Origin of the sequence: Pseudomonas sp. VI4.1, from assembly GCF_002029345.1 — a bacterium.
Classification (GTDB): domain Bacteria; phylum Pseudomonadota; class Gammaproteobacteria; order Pseudomonadales; family Pseudomonadaceae; genus Aquipseudomonas.
The window spans coordinates 1-19017 of record NZ_MULM01000167.1 but is presented as its reverse complement, the minus strand read 5'-3'; the positions used below and the strand labels follow the sequence as shown (position 1 = coordinate 19017).

The window sequence follows — 19017 nt, the reverse complement described above, 5'->3', positions numbered from 1 at the left end:
AACCAAGGAGAATAAAAATGACCGGCAGTAACCTGGCCTCCAGTTGTCTTGTCTCGCGGGCTGCCAACGCCACTCCCACCTGGGTGCTGGGGTTGTTATTGGGATGCAGTGCAATCGGTACGGCGAACGCCGCACCGGAAGATGTGGAACGCCTGGGCAAGGATTTGACTTGCGTCGGTGCCGACAAGAGCGCCAATGCCGATGGCAGCATTCCGGCGTTCAGTGGCAAATGGCTGGGCGTACCGCCGCATGTAGACTTCAAAGGCACCGGCAACCATCCGGTGGATCCGTATCCGCAAGAAAAACCGCTGTTCGTGATTACGGCGGCCAACCTGGCGCAATACAGCGATTACCTGTCCGACGGGCAGAAAGCCTTGTTCAAGCTCTACCCGGCTACGTACAAGATGCCGATCTACCCCTCGCACCGCGATTTCCGTTTCGACGACGCGGTTTGCCAAGCCACCCGCGAGAACGCCAGCATCGCGCGCCTGGTGGATGACGGTGAAGGGGTGGTGGGCAAAACCGGCGGCACAGCCTTTCCGGTACCCCGCAGCGGCCTGGAACTGCTGAAGAACGCCTCGGCCTTTACCTTGCGCGCCTGGACCGAGGAATACACCTCTGACAACGCCTACGTACTCAAGGACGGCAACATCAACTGGGGCCGCGTGCATTCGCGCAACCTGGCGCCGTCGCTGGAACCGGGCAAAAAAGGCGAGACCGCGGGTAACTCGGCCTTCTACCTCAACGAAACCCTGCTGCCACAACGGGACAAGGGCGAGATCAATACCGGCACCGAGTTCTGGAACGACAAGACCGAGCCTCGCCAGGCCTGGCGTTACGATCCGGGCACCCGCCGTGTGCGGCAGTCGCCGGGTTATGGCTTCGACATGTCGTTTCCCGGCAGCGGCGGATCGATCACCGTGGACGAGGTGCGTCTGTTCAACGGCTCGGGCCAGCGTTATGACTGGAAGATCGTCGGCAAGCGCGAGATGTTCATTCCCTACAACACCTATCGCCTGCATGCGGCCAACCTCAAGTACGCCAACCTGCTGACCCCTGGCCATATCAACCCGGATGCCATGCGCTTTGAGCGCCATCGGGTGTGGGAGCTGGAAGGCACCCTCAAGCCGGGTTACCGCCACCTGTACGGCAAACGCAAGTTGTACATCGACGAAGACACCTGGTTCCCGATGCTCGCCGATAACTACGACAACCGTGGCGAGCTGTGGCGGACCTCGATGCTGAACTTTTTCTACGCCTATGAAAGCCAGCGGCCACAAGCGGGCGTGGGGTTGTACTACGACCTGAATGCCGGCAGTTACCTGGCGTTCAACCTGATCAACGAACAGCGCGACGGCTATAAGTTGAACAAGCCGGGCTTCAGCCCGCGGGATTTCGGCCCGGAAGCTGCCCGTCGGTTTGGCCAATAGCCGACGCAGATTTTGGAAGGTAGAGGCTGACAGGTGAACCCTTTGAGAGCGGATCTCGTTTGATCTAGTCCAAGTGAGGGATGAATCCCTTGTCGGGGCGCTCAATGATATCGGCTATGGGTTCACCCTGTTTTTTTTTGGGGGTATTACTCCCCAAAGTTTCCAATCGAGGAACAATAACAATGACGAAACTCGCTGAAATCAGCATCGAAAACGCCCAGCGTACTCACCGTTACGCCCGTGGCTGGCACTGTCTGGGCGTGGCGGAAAATTACCGCGATGGCCAGTTGCACACATTGAATATCTTTGGCACCCGCCTGGTGGCGTTTGCCGACAGCAAGGGTGCTATCAGCATCCTCGATGCCTATTGCCCGCACATGGGGGCCGACCTGTCCCAGGGCACCATCGAAAACGACACGGTGGTGTGTCCGTTCCACCACTGGAAATATGACACCAGCGGTAAATGCGTCGAGATTCCCTACTGCAAGCGCATTCCACCGAAGGCCAAGACCCGCAGCTGGTTGACCTGTGAGGAAAACAACCTGCTGTTCGTCTGGAACAACCCGGAAGGACGTCCGCCGAAAGAGGGCGTGATCATCCCGCACCTGGCCGAGATGGACGACCCGGACTGGATTCACGACTGGAACATCGACAGCATGCTGATCGAAACCAACCCACGGGAGTTGGTCGATAACCTGGTGGACGCCATGCATTTCGGCCCCGTGCACGGCACGCCGACCAAGTATTTCGCCAACGTCTTCGAAGGGCACATCGGCCACCAGATCTTCCACGGTGATTCCGAGCGCCTGGGTGGCGATCTGATCGCACCGTCGGCCTACTACGGCCCGGCGACCCACTTCACTCACATCAGCTCGATGTTCGGCGATGTGCGCATACATGCTATTTTGCTCAACAGCCATGTGCCGGTGACGGCCAACAGCTTCGACCTGCGTTTCGGCTGCATGGTCAAGCGTGTGCCCGGCTGGAGCGAAGAGCAGAACATTGAAGTGGCCAAAGCGTACGTCCTGGGTAATCGCACCTCGTTCTATCAGGACGTGGATATCTGGAAGCATAAAATCCGTATCGACAACCCGGTGCTGGCGGAAAACGACGGCCCGGTCTACCAACTGCGCGAGTGGTACCAACAGTTCTTTACCGATGAAGACAAAGTGCCCGCGAGCATGGCTGAACGCCGTGAGTTCATCACGGTCGATGAGCGTTGAAGGGTAACGCTCCCTGAGTTATTGCAATGACATAGGTCCGACTTAACGGTCACGAGAGCACTGACAATGAAAACAAAAAGTCTTCTTGCCTATCACGTTTGCTTGTTGCTTCTGTTCCTCCTGGTGGGGACCGTGCTGGTCTCCCCACCAGCGCAATCGCCCAGTTTCAAAGCCTGCAAGCAATACGCAGGCTGTGTCGCCATCAGCCAGAGCGTGCCGAACTGGCTGAATTTCCGCTAAGGTTGGAGCGTCACACCACAAGGCTGAAGCGGCCTTGTGGTGTGCGTGTGTGCGGTCGTTGGGCGTGGGTGGGTGCGCGATGGTCTTTTGGTGGGCGCGCATTGCGCGCCTTCTGTTTTTTTGCCTATCGGCAGTGTGGTTACTCGATTATCGCCGGATGCGCCTGCACTGGACCACCCAGACGGTCGCGATAGGAGGGAGGTTGCTGGCCTTCCAGATCGACAATGCCGTAGGTCAGCGCCACTTCTGCGCCGATCAGCACCTGTCCGGATTGCGTCATCCGGTTCGGGTCGCAATACAGCGCGTGTATGACCTTGCCGGTGAACTCCGGGCTTTCCATGACGAACGAAAATTCTTCGTAACGCTCCGGGTCGTCTGCCAACGCGCGTATCGTGCGCTCCGTGCGCAACGGTCCCATCCAGATGGACACCACCGAGACGTCGTAAGGACGAAGGTCCACGGCCATGTCTTTGGCGAACTTGTCGACACCGGCCTTCTGCGCGCCATAGGCAGCGCCATGCATGTAGCAGTTCGAGCCAAATGAGGAGGTGAACGCGATCAGCCCGCCACGCCGCTTCGCCATCAGCGCAGCCGCGTACCAGCTCGCCACATAGGCGGAGCGTAAGCCGACGTCGAGGATGTTGACGAGATCGAGCGGCTTTTCCCAGAACGGCCCAGGCTCAATCAGTTGGTCGTGTAGAAAAGTCGCATTATTGACCAGGATGTCGAGCCGCCCGCTTTCGCGTTCGACCTGTTCGAAGAGGCGTCGAACCTGCTCGTCATCGGCGTGATCACACGCGACGGCGATACCTTTGCCGCCCAGCGCGTCGATCTCACGCGCGGTCGCGTGGATCGTGCCTGGCAGCGACGCGTCGCCCTCATTCTGCGAGCGGCCGGTCACGTAAACCGTCGCACCCGCCGCGCCAAGCGCGAGCGCAATACCTTTGCCGGCACCGCGCGACGCGCCCGTCACGACGGCGACCCATGTGCTTTGATCGTTACTCATTTGCGGATCCTCCTTTCTGTTGAGTGATGGACCTCGGCTCAAGACTTGACGTCAAGTGCAGTCGCCATAGTCTGCGCGCCACTCGCCTGAACGCCGGCGAAGCGTACGCCGGGCACAGTCTCTTCGTAGCTCGCCACCAGCGTGGACGTCACAACGCAGCGCGTGGCGGAGATTTTCCAATGGCCGTCGATCTTGCGGTACTCGTCTTCGTAGTGCGCGCCGAGCTGCGTGATAACGCACGAGCACGTGTTGATCATCTGGTAATGCAGGCCCCAGGTGCCCCGGGCCTGCGTTTCATCGAGCACGTCGATCTGCGGGTTGACGCCGTGGTGCATCTCGACAATGTGCGGATGGCAGCCGAGTTGCTCGAAAATCACAGCGAGCTGATCGCGGTTTTCAAACACTCCGATCTCGCCGTAGTCGATGCGTACCAGGCCTGACGCGAAGCAATCACGCATGCCCTGCGGATCCTTCAGGTCGCAACACGCCAGATAACGCGCTTTCAGCCGGCGAATCGCCTCGACGTCTTCCAGTTTGCGCAGACGTGTTTCCAGTTGATCAATGGGAGCCATGCCATCTCCTTGAGTCCGGATGCGTTCCGGTCCGTGAGTCTGGACAGCATGGTACAAGCGCGAACGCGCCGAGGAATAATCCGAACAGACGATGTTGCTTGCGAGCCTTTATGGCGATGATTATCAATGGATAACGTATTTCAGACTTCCTTCACTTTCAGCGCATGCCATAGAGCCTGCGCTGGCGGTGTCGATGTGGCGGCCATGGCCGCCCAGTGCACAATCGTACTTTTTCAAGCTGGATTTGTTCACTCGGCAGCAAAGGGTACGCGCGAGACAAACTGTTTACCTTGAGCTGCAAATCGCAGTCCGAAACGGCGGTTGGTGAAGTTGCTGCGGTAGAACTCGATGGCCTGCTCCACTCCATCGAGTTCGAACTGGTAGGTCGGGCTGTCGAAGCTGATCTTCACATCGGGTGCGAAGAGGGTGCGCAGCAGTTCGAGATTACAGGTGTCGATACCACGAAAATAGCGGGCCTTGAGCTGCTTGATTTGCTCGATGGCAACGAGGTCCAGCATGTCGGTAGTCTCCAGGGGCAGGGCGATGGCCGCACGGGCCACCTGTTAATAGCTGAGTGAGGCGACAGTGCTGTCGCCTTGAAGTATTTAGCAGGGCAGAAAATGACCGCCGTTGACATCCAGTTGCGCGCCGGTAATGACCTTGGCGTAATCGCTGGCCAGGTACAGGGCGGCCATGGCGCAGTCGTTGTCTTCGGGGATTTTGCGCAACGCAATCTGCTGGGCGACCTGGTCGACCAGCGACTCCATCGGGACGCCCAGGCGCTGGGCTTCGCTCTCGAAGTAACCGATCACCGGCGCGCCCCACATCCAGCCCATGAAGGCGGAGTTGACGCGGATGCCGAACGGGCCGAGGTCCTGGGCCAGATACTGCACGGCGGTTTTCAACGCGCCCTTGGAGACGGCATAGCCGGATTCCAGTTGGTTGGGGGTGCGGGTGGCCATGGTGTTGATCATGACGATGCTGCCCGACTGCTGTTTCTTCATCTGCGGCAGCACGGCCTGGGTCATGTGCATGGTGCCAAACAGGTTGACGTCCATCGCCTTGCGCCAGTCGTCCATTGACGACTCGGAGGAACTGCCCCAGGCGCCATGGGCGTAGGCGGAGTTGATCAATACGTCGATCTGGCCGAAGTGCTCGATCGTCAGGTCGGCGAGCGTCTGGCACTGTTCGGCCTGGGCGATGTCGGTGGGGACTTTCAGGACGGGCGTGCTGTAGCCGGCGTCGCGGATGGCCTGTTCAGCCAGGTCCAGTTTGGCGGGGGTGCGGGTGGCCAACACCACGGCCTTCGCCTGATACTCCGCGGCTCGCACGGCCAGCTTGATGCCCAGGCCAGGGCCGATACCGGAAATGATGACGACTTTATCTTTCAGCAACATGGCAATTACCTTCTTGTTTTTATGATGGGAAATGGGCCGCTCAGATGCCGCTGCCGTGCAGTTCTTCGGCGCGGCGTTTCAGGTCCAGGGCCACCTGGTCGAAGGCGTTTTTTACCCAGGCACCGTGTTCCAGCATGATGGTGTCCTGGTTCAGGCCCAGGAAAATATCGGTTGTGAAATAGCTGCAACGGTTGGCATCGATGGCCGTGATGTATTGGTCACGGCGGGCGGCGTCCATGTTTTCCGGGACAGGACGCTGCTCCCAGGACAACAGCTGCTCGGGGTCGCAGGCCACGAGGTATTCGAAGACCGGAACGGTTTCGCCGGTAGCGGGGTTCCGTACCTGCATATGCACCTCGTCGCCGACCTGCAGGCCGCACTGAATGCTCGGACAGAAGGTGTTCCACTGGTGGTAATTGTCCAGGTCAATCAGCACTTCCCAGACCACGCGGGCGGGGGCGTTAATTTCCACCGTGTGGGAGGTCACTATGTTTTCGGCTCTGGCCATGACTGTCTCCTGTTGTGTTCAGTTGATGGGTCTGGAGGTGATTTGCAGGTGTTCGCTCAACGGCTGGATAGTCTCGAGCAAGGTTTCGTAGCCCGTCTCGGCGATCATCCAGCGCTCGCCGCGCTTGATGTAGCGATCCTGGTAGATCGCGCTGCCGTGCATGTGGGTGTTGTCCTCGAGGTTGATGAACACGTAGCTCAGGTACCAGAGGGCCGAAGCCTTGTGGCCATCGACTTCGATTTCCGGGGTGTGACCGTTGTGGGTGGCCAGGCGGGTCTTGGTGAACGAGGTGCGGTAGAAGTCCAGCGCATCGCCCAGGCCATTGACCTGGAACTCGTAGGCAGGGCTCTTGAACGACAGGGTGACGTCTTCGGTGAGCATGCCCTGCAGCATCTCGATGTTGCAGGTGTCGATGGCACGAAAGTAGCGCGCCTTGAGCTGCTTGATCAGCTCGATTGCTTCTAGGTCCAACATGGGAAGCCTCCTTGTGGGCTACTCAGGCACTGAGCTGGTACTCGCTGGTGAGGATGCAGTCGAGCTTCTGGAAGTCGATGAACTTGCTGGTCGATTCGTACATGGCCTGCTGGCGCTGCGCGCATTTGTCCGGGTCGCCCAGGGCCGCGAAGAATCCTTGCGGATTGCCGATGGCCTCGGGCGGGAAGTTTTCTTCGACGATCCCGTGCAGCACCGGCGCACCGAAGGTGAGCGCGCGTACCACGGTGTTCTGTCGGTAGCCGAAGATCGACTGCAGAGGGTAGGCATTCGGCCCGTGGCCGTTGCGCCAGGTGTCGTACCAATGCTCGTAGCTCATCCGGTCTGGCTTGTGCAGCAGCGCCACCTGATTCATGCCGGGTGTGCGCTCGCCAACCGGTACCCGGTAGTGGGCTACACGCGACTTGCGCTCCTCGGGGTAGGGCTCGGACTCCAGCACCAGATAAGCTTCCAGGCGACTGGTCAACGGCGTCACAAGTGCCTTGATGGACGGCCATTGCGCGGCACTGTCCAGCCACAGCGAGAGCAAGCCGTCCAGCGGGACGGCGCTATTGGTAATGCGCTGTGCAGACGCGGCGGCCACGCCCTCATCAACCACCATGACGCGCAGGGTGCGCGCGCCGACGCTAAGCAGATTGGCGCTCAGGTCGAGCAACGCCTGGCGCCATTGCTCGACGCTTTGCTGTGGCGGTTTCCACAGGGTCAACATGAGTTTTTCCATGAATCCTCCAGCCTGCGGTTAGTGGTTGGCACTCAAGTGACGGGCGCGATATTCCTTGTAGTCCTCAGTCATCTGCGCCTCGTTCAAACCGAAGCGCTCCAGGCTGTAGTCGTGGCTGGCACGTTTTTCCCGGCTGTTTTGCGCCAGCCATGCCTGCGCGTCGGCGCGGGCCTTGTCGGTAAACGGCAGATCGGCAAAGGCGTAGACCCTTTCCAGCACGTCCATCGGCTGGCTCACGGTGTCGGCGAAGTGGATGTCGAGAAAGCGCTCGGCAGCGTGCTGGTCGCGGACCTGCATGGTGTGACGGATGCCACGCGCCATGCGGTGGTTCCACTGTTCGCCGGCGGCTTTCGGATCAGGGGTGTCGCTGTACATTTGCCACAGGGTGTGGGCCATGCTCGCCATTGACGGGATGGTCTGGGCCGGCTCGCGGTGGGTCAGAATCACCTGCGCCTTCGGGAAAACATCCAGCAGCAGATGCAGGGTGTGCAGGTGTTGGGGGGCTTTGAGCAGCCAGCGCTGGCCCGCAGGTTCTCCCCGTTGGCCTTTCTGCCATTGCAGGAACTGCAGCATTTTTTTCAGCTGGGTATAGACCGGCCGCTGATCTTGCTGATCCAGCCAGCGGGTATAGCTGGGCACGTTGACGTAGGCGTCCATGGCGCACATGAACGAGTGTTCCATGAGCATGAACTCTTCGTCGCAGAGCATGGCATCCAGCGGGTGGATGGCGAGGATCTGCGGGATGACCTGCGCCATCAGCTCGACCTCGGCCTTGGCCTGGGCGATGCGTTTGGCCGGCACGGCCAGGGTTTCGCCTGCCAGCGGTGCCGGGAAGCGGGTCTCCCACCAGGCCGCCGAGTGGAAGCGCGGGTCAACCGCCAGCGTGCGTTGCAGCATGGTGGTGCCGGTGCGTGGCAGGCCTACGATGACGAGCGGATCGTCGATATGTATCTGGGTGATTTGCGGATAGCGGACAAGGTAGTCCTCGATCACCAGGCGATTGACCAGTTGTCCCACCAGCCTTTCCTGCAGCAAGTACTGGCCGGTCTGCGACAACCCGGCTTCGGCGGCCAAGGCAACCAGCAGCGCCTCCAGAGACTCGCGATAGTTGTCGTCGCCAAAATTGCTCAGGCCGTCGGTGCGCGCGATGGCGCTGGCCAGCAGGCTGTCGACGGTCAACTCTTCAATCAGGGTATGCGCGTTCATAGGGCCTCCGCGATGGCAGTCACTTTTACGACTTGGGTGGTGGGGTGGCATTGCTCCTGGGCACCGACCCAGCGCAGGCACATCGTGCCTTGGCGTACGCCGGCGGTTTGCAGCCAGTTACTCAGCCCGGGATCCAGCTCGCTGAGGACCAGGGTCACGCCGCCGTTGTCGTCGTATTGGGCCTGGTGTTTGTTGAAGCAGATCTGGTGGTGGCGGTAGTCCAGCGACTCCATCCAGTAGTTGTTGATCTGCAGGTTCCAGAAGTCGCACTCCGGCACTTTGTCGATGTGGATGACCAAGGCTTCGTCTTCAGCCAGCGCCCAGTGCGAGTGGTAGTAGAAAATGTTCGGGTCGCCGCCCACTGACTGACACAGGGCCTGGTTGGCCGGTGGCAGTTGATTGCTGTGAGGCAGGTAGCTCTGGCTCCAGTCGGCGAACAGCCTGGCGGTGTTCTCCACGAAACTGGAGACCCGCGCCAGGCCTTGCTGGAAGGTCGCCGGATCAAGGGCCTGTGGCTTGGAATCGGTACCCATGCGCTCAATGCCCAGCTTGGCCGGCGCTTCAATCCGCCGGTCGAGAAACGTCTGGCGCACGATCAGGGCGTTGGTGGCGTCTTCCATTTTCAGCCAGTTGCCCGGTTTCGGCTCGCGGCTGAGGATGATTTCGAAGTTGCCCTGGGCATCGACTTCCAATTGGCTGGCATCGATGAAGCCGGTCTGGATCAGCGTACCGTCGGTTTCATAACCGCCTTTCTGGGTGCCGAAACTCAGGTAGGCGACGCTGCCGCGCTGACCTTTGATGCGATAGTCCAGCGTGCCGTCCAGGCGCGAGTACTCGTAGAGATTGTCCGGGTTGTCGGCACCGATCTTCGCGGTCTCGTGGGAGGTTTTGAAGAAGCTGGGAAAGGCCGGATCGGCAAACTCGATGTGCATTTCCAGGCCAATGCGCAGCAACCGCGTGAGGTAGCGGAAACCTTCGGCGCGGGTGGCCGCATCGGCCGGCGCTTCGGGGCGCAGAATCTGCTCGCCGCAGCGTTTGAGGTGATCGCAAAACGTGGACCAGGTCTGGCCACTCAACAGGTGTTGTTCGTCAATCGAGCTGATTGTCATTGTTCGACGCTCTTGATTAGTCGAACCCGGATCGTGAACCTCTGCGCACAGACGCCCGAACCGGATTCATCGGCCCACAACAGGGCCACTGTGTTATTCGCCTGGCGTCGTCCTTTCGGGCTATTCGAGGCGATCGTTAAACGCCCGGCGAACCGGGCGACGGGGCTAGAACTCTTTACCGATGATGCCGCGCTCGGTCAGCACCGCGATGATGCGATCCACTGCTTTCTCCGGCGTCAGCTCGCCGGTCTTGATATGGATGTCCGGCTTGTTCGGCACCTCGTAAGGTGAGTCGATGCCGGTGAAGTTCTTCAACTCGCCACGGCGGACTTTCTTGTACAGGCCCTTGGGATCACGCTCCTCGGCCACGGCCAGCGGCGTGTCGACGAAGATCTCGATGAACTCGCCTTCCTGCAGCAGCCCGCGCGCCATCTCGCGCTCGGAACGGAACGGCGAGATGAAGGCCGTCAATACAATCAGCCCGGCATCCACGAACAACTTGGACACCTCGGCCACCCGGCGGATGTTTTCCACCCGGTCGGCATCGGTGAAGCCCAGGTCGCGGTTCAGGCCGTGGCGCACGTTGTCGCCGTCGAGCAAGTAGGTGTGCCGGCCGCGGGCGTACAGGCGGGTTTCCAGCAGGTTGGCGATGGCCGACTTGCCGGCGCCGGACAAACCGGTGAACCACAGCAGCACGGGCTGCTGGCCCATCTGTTCGGCGCGCGCTTGCTTGCTCACATCCACGTGCTGCATATGAATATTCTGCGAACGGCGCAGGGAATACTCGATCAGGCCCGCGCCAACGGTGGCGTTCGACAGACGGTCGATGAGGATGAAGCTGCCGGTTTCACGGTTGTCCTTGTAGGCATCGAAGGCGATCGGCTGGCTGGTAAAGAGGTTGCACACGCCAATCTCGTTCAGCGCCAACTCTTTGGCCGCCAAGTGCTCCATGGTGTTGACGTTGACCTTGTACTTGGGCATCGACAAGGTCACCGGCAGGGTTTTGCCGCCGATTTTCATCAGGTAGGGGCGACCGGCGAGCATGGCCTGCTCGTGCATCCAGATCAGGCTGACCTGGAACTGGTCGGCCACGCTGGTCGGGTCTTCTGCGGTGGACAGCACATCGCCGCGACTGCAATCGACTTCTTCGGTCAGGGTCAGGGTGATCGACTGTCCGGCCACGGCTTGTTGCAAGTCACCGTCGAGGGTGACGATGCGCGAGATTCGGCTCTCTTGTCCGCCCGGCAACACGCGTACCCGGTCACCAGGACGAATCACGCCGCTGGCGATGGTGCCGGTGAAGCCACGGAAATCCAGGTTGGGGCGGTTGACCCACTGCACCGGCATACGGAACGACAGTTTCTGCTGGTGCGCCTCGTCGATCTCGACGGTTTCCAGGTAACCCATCAGCGTGGTACCGCGGTACCAAGGCATGTGTTCGCTTTGCTCGGTGATGTTCTCGCCCCGTAGCGCGGACATCGGGATGGCGGTGAAATCCTGTAGACCGATCTGCTTGGCGAAGGCGCGGTAGTCGTCGACGATGGCGTTATAGACTTTCTCCGAATAGTCCATCAGGTCCATCTTGTTGACCGCCAGGACCACCTTGCGAATGCCGAGCAGCGAGGCCAGATAGCTGTGACGCCTGGATTGAGTCAGGACGCCGCGTCGTGCATCGATCATCACCACGGCCACGTCGGCCGTGGAGGCACCGGTCACCATGTTGCGGGTGTACTGCTCATGCCCCGGGGTGTCGGCAACGATGAACTTGCGCCGGTCAGTGGAGAAAAAACGGTAGGCCACGTCGATGGTGATGCCTTGTTCGCGCTCGGCGGCCAGGCCGTCCACCAACAGGGCGAAGTCCAGTTCGCCACCCTGGGTGCCGACTTTTTTCGAGTCGGCCTCCAGTGCTTCCATCTGGTCTTCGAAGAGCATTTTCGAATCGTAGAGCAGGCGCCCGATCAGGGTGCTCTTGCCATCGTCCACACTGCCGCAGGTCAGGAAGCGCAGCAGGCTCTTGTGCTCGTGGGCCTTGAGGTATTGCTCGATATCCTCGGCAATCAGGTCAGATACGTGTGCCATTAGAAATACCCCTCTTGTTTTTTCTTCTCCATCGATGCGGCCGAGTCGTGGTCGATCATTCGTCCCTGACGCTCGGATGTGCGGGTCAGCAGCATTTCCTGAATGATCTTGGGCAGCGTATCGGCATCGGATTCGACGGCACCGGTGAGGGGGTAGCAACCGAGGGTGCGGAAGCGCACGTTGCGAATCATCGGCACTTCACCCGGGTTGAGCGGCATGCGCTCGTCATCGACCATGATCAGCATCCCGTCGCGCTCGACCACCGGGCGCGGCGCGGCGAAGTACAGCGGTACGATCGGGATGTTTTCCAGGTGGATGTACTGCCAGATGTCCAGCTCGGTCCAGTTGGAGAGGGGGAACACGCGGATCGACTCACCCTTGTGTTTACGGGTGTTGTACAGGTGCCAGAGCTCCGGGCGCTGGTTCTTCGGGTCCCAGCGGTGCTGGTCGGAGCGGAAGGAGAAAATCCGTTCCTTGGCCCGGGATTTTTCTTCGTCGCGGCGTGCGCCGCCGAAAGCCGCGTCGAAGCCGTAGTGATCCAGCGCCTGCTTCAGACCTTCGGTCTTCATGATGTCGGTGTGGATTTGCGACCCGTGCTTGAACGGGCTGATCCCCATTTCAATGCCTTCGGGGTTGGTGTGGGTCAGCAGGTCCACGTTCAGTTTGGCCACCATCTGATCGCGGAAGCGATACATCTCCTGGAACTTCCAGGTGGTGTCGACATGCAGCAAGGGGAAGGGCGGCTTGGCCGGGTAGAAGGCCTTCATGGCGAGGTGCAGCATGACCGCGCTGTCCTTGCCGATGGAGTAAAGCATGACCGGGTTGTCGGATTCGGCGACAACCTCGCGCATGGCCTGGATGCTTTCGGCTTCCAGTCGTTGCAGGTGGGTAAGCGTCATAGATCGTCCTTTCGCTTTTTGTTGTTGTCGCTTATCAACGTACAACTGCCGCGGTTCGGACTTATGCGCGACTTGATGTTTTAACATCAGGCGCAACATCTGCAGCATGGGGTTGGGGGGCAGGGTGGGCGCGACACCGGTCATGTTGTCGAGCGCATCGTCATGGCTGCTGCGCGCAGCTTGCTGGCCGATGTGGGTCGCCAGCTCGCGGGCGCCGCTGAGCATTTCGCTGGCTTGCGGCAGGTGAAACAAAAGCAGCCGGTCGGCGTGCTCGCCGGCCCAGGTGATGAAGGCGGCCGCGCGTTGCCAGTGCATGCCCGAGAGCAGCGCGAACACCTTGCGTTCGGCGCAGCGATGCAGGCGGTCGAAGAATTCCACCAGATGAGGCGCGCGCAGCCCGTCTTCGTAAGGCAGCCAGAGGACCTTGCCGCGATTGCTGACAGCGCGCAGTACGCCATAACTGAGTTTGCCCTGGTCGTTGGGTGCACCGTAATCGTGATCCAGAGGATCTCGCCGTTCTGTGCGCGAGCCTGGTCAAGGATGTGTTCGTAGGTGCTGCGGTACCAGCGCTGCACGGCCGGCGAAGCCTTGGCGACACGTTTGGCCGGGCGCTCGGCATTGAGCTGCCAGCGTTGCAAATAATGGGCGGCGGTGCGCTCCGGCAAGTCGATGCCATGCAGACGCTTGACCAGTGCCTGCATGGCCTCCAGCTGCCAGAGCAGGAACGGTAACTGGTGCCGTTCCGGCAGTGTGCTGACCAGCAGTTGGTAGATGTGTCGTTCCTGCTCGGCAGAGAGGCTGCGGCCTTCGCCTTGCTTGCGCCCGCGGTCGCGCACGGGCACGGCATTCCAGCCGCCGGCTTGCCAGGCCTTGTAGGCGGCGATGATGGTCGGGGAAGAGAGTCCTGTGTCCTGGCTGATGGTTTTGAGCGTGCTACCGGCGATGCGCAACTGCACGGCGCGTAGGCGGAGTGTGTTGATCTGAGGAACGGATAGCTGATTGCCGTGGGGCACAGGAACTCCTGTTAAACATCCATTTGCTGATTGGCGCTGTTGCGGATGTCTGTACTGTTCCCCGATCCGGAAAACGGCGCATAGGCCGTATGGACCATACGAAGAACAAAAACAGGAGAAACCCCATGAACGAGTCAATGGCTGTTCTGCTCGAAGATGTCATCGGTATTGCCCGCGCGGCGGGCGAGTTGGTGATGGAGGTGTACCGCTCGGATTTCGAGGTGCGCGGGAAAGTCGACACCTCCCCGGTGACCGAAGCTGACGAGCGCGCCGAGACCCTGATTCTGCAGGCCTTGGCGGCGCGCACACCGCAGATTCCGGTGATTTCCGAAGAAGCCGCCGCCGCTGGCCAGGTGCCCGAGGTGGGCCGGCGTTTCTGGCTGGTGGACCCGCTGGATGGCACCAAGGAGTTCATCAATCGCAACGGCGAGTTCACCGTCAATATCGCCCTGATCGATAACGGCGAACCGGTGCTGGGGGTGGTCCTGGCGCCCGCGCTGGAGCGCCTGTTCGCCGGTGCCCGGGATTGCGGAGCCTTTATCGAACAGGCCGGACAGCGCCAGGCCATCCATTGTCGGGCGGTGACGGAGGAGGGAATGGACGTGGTTGCCAGCCGCTCCCATGGGGATGCCGAGGCGCTGGACGAATTCCTCGACGGGCGCAAGGTGCGCTCCCTGATAAGTGCCGGCTCATCGCTGAAGATTTGCCTGGTGGCGGCCGGCGAAGCGGACCTTTATCCGCGCCTGGGACGCACCATGGAGTGGGATATCGCCGCGGGGCATGCGGTGCTGGTCGCCGCCGGCGGACAGGTCTGCACCCTGGCCGGCGATGCGTTGCGCTATGGCAAGCCCGGCCTGGACAATCCGCATTTCTACGCGCGTGGACTGCAGTGATCGAGGCGTCACCGTGCCCTGGCTGAAGTTGCACAGGCCACGGTACCGAACTGCTTGCTCGATTCGCCCCTAGCCCGCGTTGATGTTGCCGCAGAAAAGAGGGTGGCTGCCGTCTGCCGGGTTGGTGCGAACGAGCAACACATAGTCACCCTGGGTCAGTTCGCTCAGCGCCACCGGTGCCTGGGCCCAATGCTTGGTTCGTGGGGCGAGCGATGGATAGTCGACGCTGTTGGCCTGACGGGTCCTGTACGCAGGCTGTGCACTGAGCTGCTGGCAGGAGCCAGCGTAGATGGCGGTGTCGAGGCGGCTGGAGACGGCCATGTCGTGGGGGACACCACCGACGGTGAGCCAGATGCTGGTTTGGTTGCCCACCGGGCTGAGGGTGGCTCGAGCGATATGCTCGGCGTTTTGCGGGGTAGCATTGAGGGGGACATCGACAATCTCGGTTCTGCTCGCGCAACTTGAAATTGCCCCTGCCGCCACTACCAACGCCAGCCAAGATGTTCTGTTCATCACAGATTTCCTGAGTTGAGGTACGTTGATTTCATCCCCCCTGTGAAGTCTAGTTGCCTGCGGCGGGCGCGGGATCGAGCTGATGGGTGGTTGCGGTCGGTCGTCTCAAATCATGCCCCTGGACTTTTACTGTCGAGGCGAGTGGTCGGGTCTGTTTAGAAAGTAGAAGGGGAGAAACAAAAAGCCCGGCTCATTGGCCGGGCTCTCTGTACACGTGGCCAAATCCCTTTGGCTGATCACAGTGTGCTTGGCAGGTGTGACGATGGCGTGACAGGTTGCCGAATGTCGTGATGCAGGTTTCTGGTGATGTTCAGTCAATCCGCCTAGGCTCAAATATCCCACAGTCACCATAAGAAGAGGCGTCGCATGAACTTGAAGACGTTGAGCCACACGCTGATAGTGCTCGCGCTGGCGGGCTGCGCTTCTTCGGGCGGCACACCCGTGAAGCCGGTCCCGCCTTCAGCCGCTTCCCTGGATGACGCTCAGATAAGAAGCGCCTTGGTCGGCAATAAACTGACCAACATAAAAAAACCGGCGTCAATGAGCTTCAAAGCGGATGGAACGGAGTTCTTCAGTGGCGCTGATGGGTACTCTGCGACAGAGCACTGGACAGTCAAGGATGGCGTTCTTTGCATCGCTGCCAAAGGCTACGCTACCGAGTGTCAGCGGGTGAAAATTGACAACAGGGACGTCTGGTTCGTCGATCCAGGCAGTGGAGAGGTGAAGTCCCAGTACATCCTGACTCCCCTGTGATGCTGGAGTTATGGTTAGCTGGAAACGCAAAGCCCGGGGCTGAGCCGGGGTGGGTGTCATCAGTGAGCTGGCCAGTAATCGCCAGTTCGGCCAAACCCCAGAAACGACAAAGCCCTGAAAAATCAGGGCTTTGTCGTATAAAGATGGCGGAGGCGATGGGATTCGAACTCATGGACCTGTTACAGTCGACGGTTTTCAAGACCGTTGCCTTAAACCACTCGGCCACACCTCCGTTTGCGTTGCGGGCGCCATAATACCTGAATGAAACACACTGTCAAACTCTCTTCGTAGCTTGTTACAGAGCGTCTGTTATGATCTTTGCGACTGAACGTTTCAAACCAACAGGAGTGTCGCCATGCGCGAACAGGATTACGCAGTTAATAACAGCGTGCAGGCTGAGCAGCTAGAGGTTAGCCGCGTCCTGCGCAACACTTACGGCTTACTCGCCCTCACCCTCGCATTCAGCGGCGTGATGGCGTATGTCGCCCAGCAGATGCGTGTCGGCTACCCGAACATTTTCGTGGTGCTGATCGGTTTCTACGGCCTTTTCTTCCTGACCAACAAGCTCCGTGATTCCGCCTGGGGCCTGGTGTCGGCATTTGCCCTGACCGGTTTCATGGGTTTCCTGCTCGGCCCGATCCTCAACCGTTACCTGGGCATGCAGGGCGGCGCCGAAGTCGTGAGCTCGGCCTTCGCGATGACCGCGCTGGTGTTCGGCGGCCTGTCGGCCTATGTGCTGATCTCCCGCAAGGACATGAGTTTCCTCAGTGGCTTCATCACTGCGGGTTTCTTCGTGTTGCTGGGTGCGGTGGTTGCCAGCTTCTTCTTCCAGATCAGCGGCCTGCAACTGGCGATCAGCGCAGGTTTCGTGCTGTTCTCCTCGGTCTGCATTCTGTTCCAGACCAGCGCCATCATCCATGGCGGCGAGCGTAACTACATCATGGCGACCATCAGCCTGTATGTATCGATCTACAACCTGTTCATCAGCTTGTTGCAGATCTTCGGCATCATGAGCCGCGATGACTGATCGTCGGCGTTGAGTAAAAAACCCGCTTCGGCGGGTTTTTTTATTGGCTTTTGTAGAGCGTCGTGGGGGATCAGGGCTTGCAGTGTTGTCGTTGATTTGTCGTTTTAAGGTGTTCGTGAAGAAAGTGTCCGGTGAGGTTCAAGACGGTATCTACAGGGGGATTGAGTAGGGTCGGAAGAGATGGGGCGGCTGTCAGGGCGCCTTCGCTGGCAAGCCAGCTCCTACAGTTGGATTGTGTGCGGATCAGGGAGCCAGGTCGGCTGGTAGGCCGCCTCGCTTTGGGCTTTTGCGGAGCACGCCCCCTCACGCCCCGGCCGTCTGGCTGCGTACTCATGCCATCGGTGGCAACCGCCGCTTGACCGGCGTCTTCTTGACAATAGCCGTGTTGGTTTCAGCATGGCTATTAAGCCGGTCAAGCAATGTGTCCAGTTGCTCCATCGACCGCACATGCAACCGGGCAATGAAGCAATCGTCCCCAGTAACCTTGTCACATTCGGTGAACTCGGGGATCGCCTGGATCTGCCGCTCCACCTCCTGCAACTGACCCGGCAGCGGGCGGATACGGACGATGGCCTGCAGTTGATAGCCGAAGCATCTGGGATCGATCTCTACCGTGTATCCCTTGAGTACACCTCGTTCTTCGAGGCGGCGCAGGCGTTCGGCAACACTGGGCGAAGACAGCCCGCTGATGTTCGCCAGGGCCTTGAGCGAGCGCCGCGAGTCCTCCATCAAGGCGGTGATCAGCACCTGGTCGATGTCATCGGTCATGGCGAAATCCTCGATTAGGCAATTAATCGGAACCGCCTTGATAAAAAAGGCAGAAACCGAGTTTAGCCTGATTTTTGCGCTGGAGAAGCCCCCGGGCGGATTGGCATACTTTGGGCTCACACACAGGAGTCTGATGATGGACAAGACAATACGTCGCGGCTCATTTGAAATGACCGCCGCCATGCTGATTTCCGGGACCATCGGCTGGTTCGTGCTGGTGTCCGGGCAACCGGTGCTGGACGTGGTGTTCTGGCGCTGCGTGTTCGGCGCCGGGACCTTGTTGCTGATTTGCGCGGCATTCGGCTTCCTGCGCCCCGGCATCCTGACCCGCACCACCTTCTTGCTGGCCGTGCTCAGCGGCGTGGCGATTGTCGGCAACTGGGTCTTGCTGTTCGCGTCTTACTCCCGCGCCTCGATTGCCATCGGTACCGCGGTGTACAACGTTCAGCCGTTCATGCTGGTGGGGTTGGCGGCGTTATTCCTCAACGAGAAAATCACCCTGCAGAAACTGTTCTGGCTGGGCATCTCGTTTCTCGGGATGTTGGCCATTGTCAGCGCCCATGGCGACCAGAATGAAAGCGGCAATGATTACCTGGTTGGCATCGCCCTGGCGCTGGGCGCTGCATTCCTTTATGCGATTGCCGCGCTGATCATCAAGCGCCTGACCGGTACGCCGCCGCACCTGATCGCGCTGATCCAGGTCAGCACCGGCGTGCTGCTGCTCGCGCCGTTTGCGCACTTCTCGGCGCTGCCGCAAGCACCGAGCGCCTGGGCCAGCCTGGTGACCCTGGGCATCGTCCACACCGGCGTGATGTATGTGCTGCTGTACGGCGCGATTCAGAAGCTGCCGACGGCACTGACCGGTGCGTTGTCGTTCATCTACCCGATTGCGGCGATCTTCGTCGACTGGTTTGCCTTTGGCCATCGCCTGGAGCCCCTGCAATGGCTGGGTGTCGCCGCGATTCTCCTGGCGGCTGCCGGCATGCAGCAGGGCTGGACCCTGAAATGGCGGCGCACGGTCACGCCCTGAACCGGCGTCAGATGTTCCAGCGCGGCGCGGTCTTGGCCAGGCGCTGGCGCATCTGGCCGATGTTGGCGGCCAGCTGGGCGGTTCAGCAACCGGTAGCCGTCCAGGGCGTTATAGACCGGGGCATCCAGGCTGGCATCG

The 19017-nt window shown here is 60.2% G+C and carries 20 protein-coding genes, 1 tRNA gene and 1 pseudogene; 6 read left to right on the top strand and 16 right to left on the bottom strand.

Annotated elements, in window-relative coordinates; translation table 11 throughout:
* Positions 1 to 17: 17 nt before the first annotated feature.
* Positions 18 to 1430, top strand: coding sequence for a DUF1329 domain-containing protein (locus BZ163_RS20765; protein WP_128872404.1), 1413 nt, complete (start codon positions 18 to 20; stop codon positions 1428 to 1430).
* A gap of 182 nt (positions 1431 to 1612) precedes the next feature.
* Positions 1613 to 2653, top strand: a complete 1041-nt coding sequence (locus tag BZ163_RS20760; protein ID WP_128872403.1) for a Rieske 2Fe-2S domain-containing protein — start codon at positions 1613 to 1615, stop codon at positions 2651 to 2653.
* A 379-nt stretch (positions 2654 to 3032) separates the two neighbouring features.
* Here BZ163_RS20760 and BZ163_RS20755 read toward each other — a convergent pair whose 3' ends face one another.
* The 12 genes from BZ163_RS20755 to BZ163_RS20700 all read right to left on the bottom strand — a co-directional run bounded on the left by BZ163_RS20755 (position 3033) and on the right by BZ163_RS20700 (position 13895).
* Positions 3033 to 3899, bottom strand: coding sequence for an SDR family NAD(P)-dependent oxidoreductase (locus BZ163_RS20755; protein WP_128872402.1), 867 nt, complete (start codon positions 3897 to 3899; stop codon positions 3033 to 3035).
* Positions 3900 to 3937: 38 nt separating this feature from the next.
* Positions 3938 to 4471: a nuclear transport factor 2 family protein gene (locus BZ163_RS20750; RefSeq protein ID WP_128872401.1), complete on the bottom strand. Its 534-nt coding sequence runs from the start codon at positions 4469 to 4471 to the stop codon at positions 3938 to 3940.
* Positions 4472 to 4719: 248 nt separating this feature from the next.
* Positions 4720 to 4989 carry a nuclear transport factor 2 family protein gene (locus tag BZ163_RS20745; RefSeq protein ID WP_256579076.1) on the bottom strand — a complete coding sequence of 90 codons (270 nt, stop codon included), beginning with the start codon at positions 4987 to 4989 and terminating at the stop codon, positions 4720 to 4722.
* A gap of 87 nt (positions 4990 to 5076) precedes the next feature.
* Complete coding sequence (locus BZ163_RS20740; RefSeq protein WP_128872400.1) at positions 5077 to 5868, bottom strand: SDR family oxidoreductase; 792 nt, start codon at positions 5866 to 5868, stop codon at positions 5077 to 5079.
* A 40-nt stretch (positions 5869 to 5908) separates the two neighbouring features.
* Positions 5909 to 6376, bottom strand: coding sequence for an SRPBCC domain-containing protein (locus BZ163_RS20735; protein ID WP_128872399.1), 468 nt, complete (start codon positions 6374 to 6376; stop codon positions 5909 to 5911).
* Positions 6377 to 6394: 18 nt separating this feature from the next.
* A complete protein-coding gene (locus BZ163_RS20730) occupies positions 6395 to 6850 on the bottom strand; it encodes a nuclear transport factor 2 family protein (RefSeq protein WP_128872398.1) in 456 nt (151 codons plus the stop codon).
* A gap of 22 nt (positions 6851 to 6872) precedes the next feature.
* Complete coding sequence (locus BZ163_RS20725; RefSeq protein WP_128872397.1) at positions 6873 to 7589, bottom strand: EthD domain-containing protein; 717 nt, start codon at positions 7587 to 7589, stop codon at positions 6873 to 6875.
* A gap of 18 nt (positions 7590 to 7607) precedes the next feature.
* Positions 7608 to 8795 carry a sulfotransferase gene (locus BZ163_RS20720; protein ID WP_128872396.1) on the bottom strand — a complete coding sequence of 396 codons (1188 nt, stop codon included), beginning with the start codon at positions 8793 to 8795 and terminating at the stop codon, positions 7608 to 7610.
* Positions 8792 to 9904: a DUF1214 domain-containing protein gene (locus BZ163_RS20715; RefSeq protein ID WP_128872395.1), complete on the bottom strand. Its 1113-nt coding sequence runs from the start codon at positions 9902 to 9904 to the stop codon at positions 8792 to 8794. Before BZ163_RS20715 ends, BZ163_RS20720 begins: the two co-directional genes overlap by 4 nt.
* Before the next feature lie 165 nt (positions 9905 to 10069).
* Complete coding sequence (cysN, locus tag BZ163_RS20710) at positions 10070 to 11983, bottom strand: sulfate adenylyltransferase subunit CysN (RefSeq protein WP_128872394.1); 1914 nt, start codon at positions 11981 to 11983, stop codon at positions 10070 to 10072.
* Positions 11983 to 12882 (bottom strand): sulfate adenylyltransferase subunit CysD, encoded by a 900-nt coding sequence (cysD, locus tag BZ163_RS20705; RefSeq protein WP_128872393.1) that lies wholly within the window; start codon positions 12880 to 12882, stop codon positions 11983 to 11985. Before cysD ends, cysN begins: the two co-directional genes overlap by 1 nt.
* Positions 12883 to 13022: 140 nt before the next feature.
* Complete coding sequence (locus tag BZ163_RS20700; protein WP_128872392.1) at positions 13023 to 13895, bottom strand: winged helix-turn-helix domain-containing protein; 873 nt, start codon at positions 13893 to 13895, stop codon at positions 13023 to 13025.
* Between the two features lie 125 nt (positions 13896 to 14020).
* Here BZ163_RS20700 and cysQ point away from each other — a divergent pair, with 125 nt between their 5' ends.
* Complete coding sequence (gene cysQ / locus BZ163_RS20695; protein ID WP_128872391.1) at positions 14021 to 14788, top strand: 3'(2'),5'-bisphosphate nucleotidase CysQ; 768 nt, start codon at positions 14021 to 14023, stop codon at positions 14786 to 14788.
* Positions 14789 to 14857: 69 nt separating this feature from the next.
* Here the strand turns inward: cysQ and BZ163_RS20690 are convergent, their stop codons facing one another.
* Positions 14858 to 15301: a hypothetical protein gene (locus BZ163_RS20690; RefSeq protein ID WP_128872390.1), complete on the bottom strand. Its 444-nt coding sequence runs from the start codon at positions 15299 to 15301 to the stop codon at positions 14858 to 14860.
* Between the two features lie 366 nt (positions 15302 to 15667).
* On the opposite strand from BZ163_RS20690, the gene BZ163_RS20685 reads away from it, so the two are divergent.
* Complete coding sequence (locus tag BZ163_RS20685; protein ID WP_128872389.1) at positions 15668 to 16054, top strand: hypothetical protein; 387 nt, start codon at positions 15668 to 15670, stop codon at positions 16052 to 16054.
* Between the two features lie 144 nt (positions 16055 to 16198).
* On the opposite strand, the gene BZ163_RS20680 is transcribed toward BZ163_RS20685, so the two are convergent.
* Positions 16199 to 16286, bottom strand: a tRNA-Ser gene (locus BZ163_RS20680).
* A 123-nt stretch (positions 16287 to 16409) separates the two neighbouring features.
* Here BZ163_RS20680 and BZ163_RS20675 point away from each other — a divergent pair.
* Positions 16410 to 17081 (top strand): Bax inhibitor-1/YccA family protein, encoded by a 672-nt coding sequence (locus BZ163_RS20675; protein WP_064677351.1) that lies wholly within the window; start codon positions 16410 to 16412, stop codon positions 17079 to 17081.
* 330 nt (positions 17082 to 17411) lie between these two features.
* On the opposite strand, the gene BZ163_RS20670 is transcribed toward BZ163_RS20675, so the two are convergent.
* Positions 17412 to 17849: an Lrp/AsnC family transcriptional regulator gene (locus tag BZ163_RS20670; RefSeq protein ID WP_128872388.1), complete on the bottom strand. Its 438-nt coding sequence runs from the start codon at positions 17847 to 17849 to the stop codon at positions 17412 to 17414.
* Positions 17850 to 17985: 136 nt separating this feature from the next.
* On the opposite strand from BZ163_RS20670, the gene BZ163_RS20665 reads away from it, so the two are divergent.
* Positions 17986 to 18879: a DMT family transporter gene (locus BZ163_RS20665; protein ID WP_128872387.1), complete on the top strand. Its 894-nt coding sequence runs from the start codon at positions 17986 to 17988 to the stop codon at positions 18877 to 18879.
* 7 nt (positions 18880 to 18886) lie between these two features.
* On the opposite strand, the pseudogene BZ163_RS35840 reads toward BZ163_RS20665, so the two are convergent.
* A pseudogene (locus tag BZ163_RS35840) lies at positions 18887 to 19017 on the bottom strand (FUSC family protein); the annotation flags it as partial.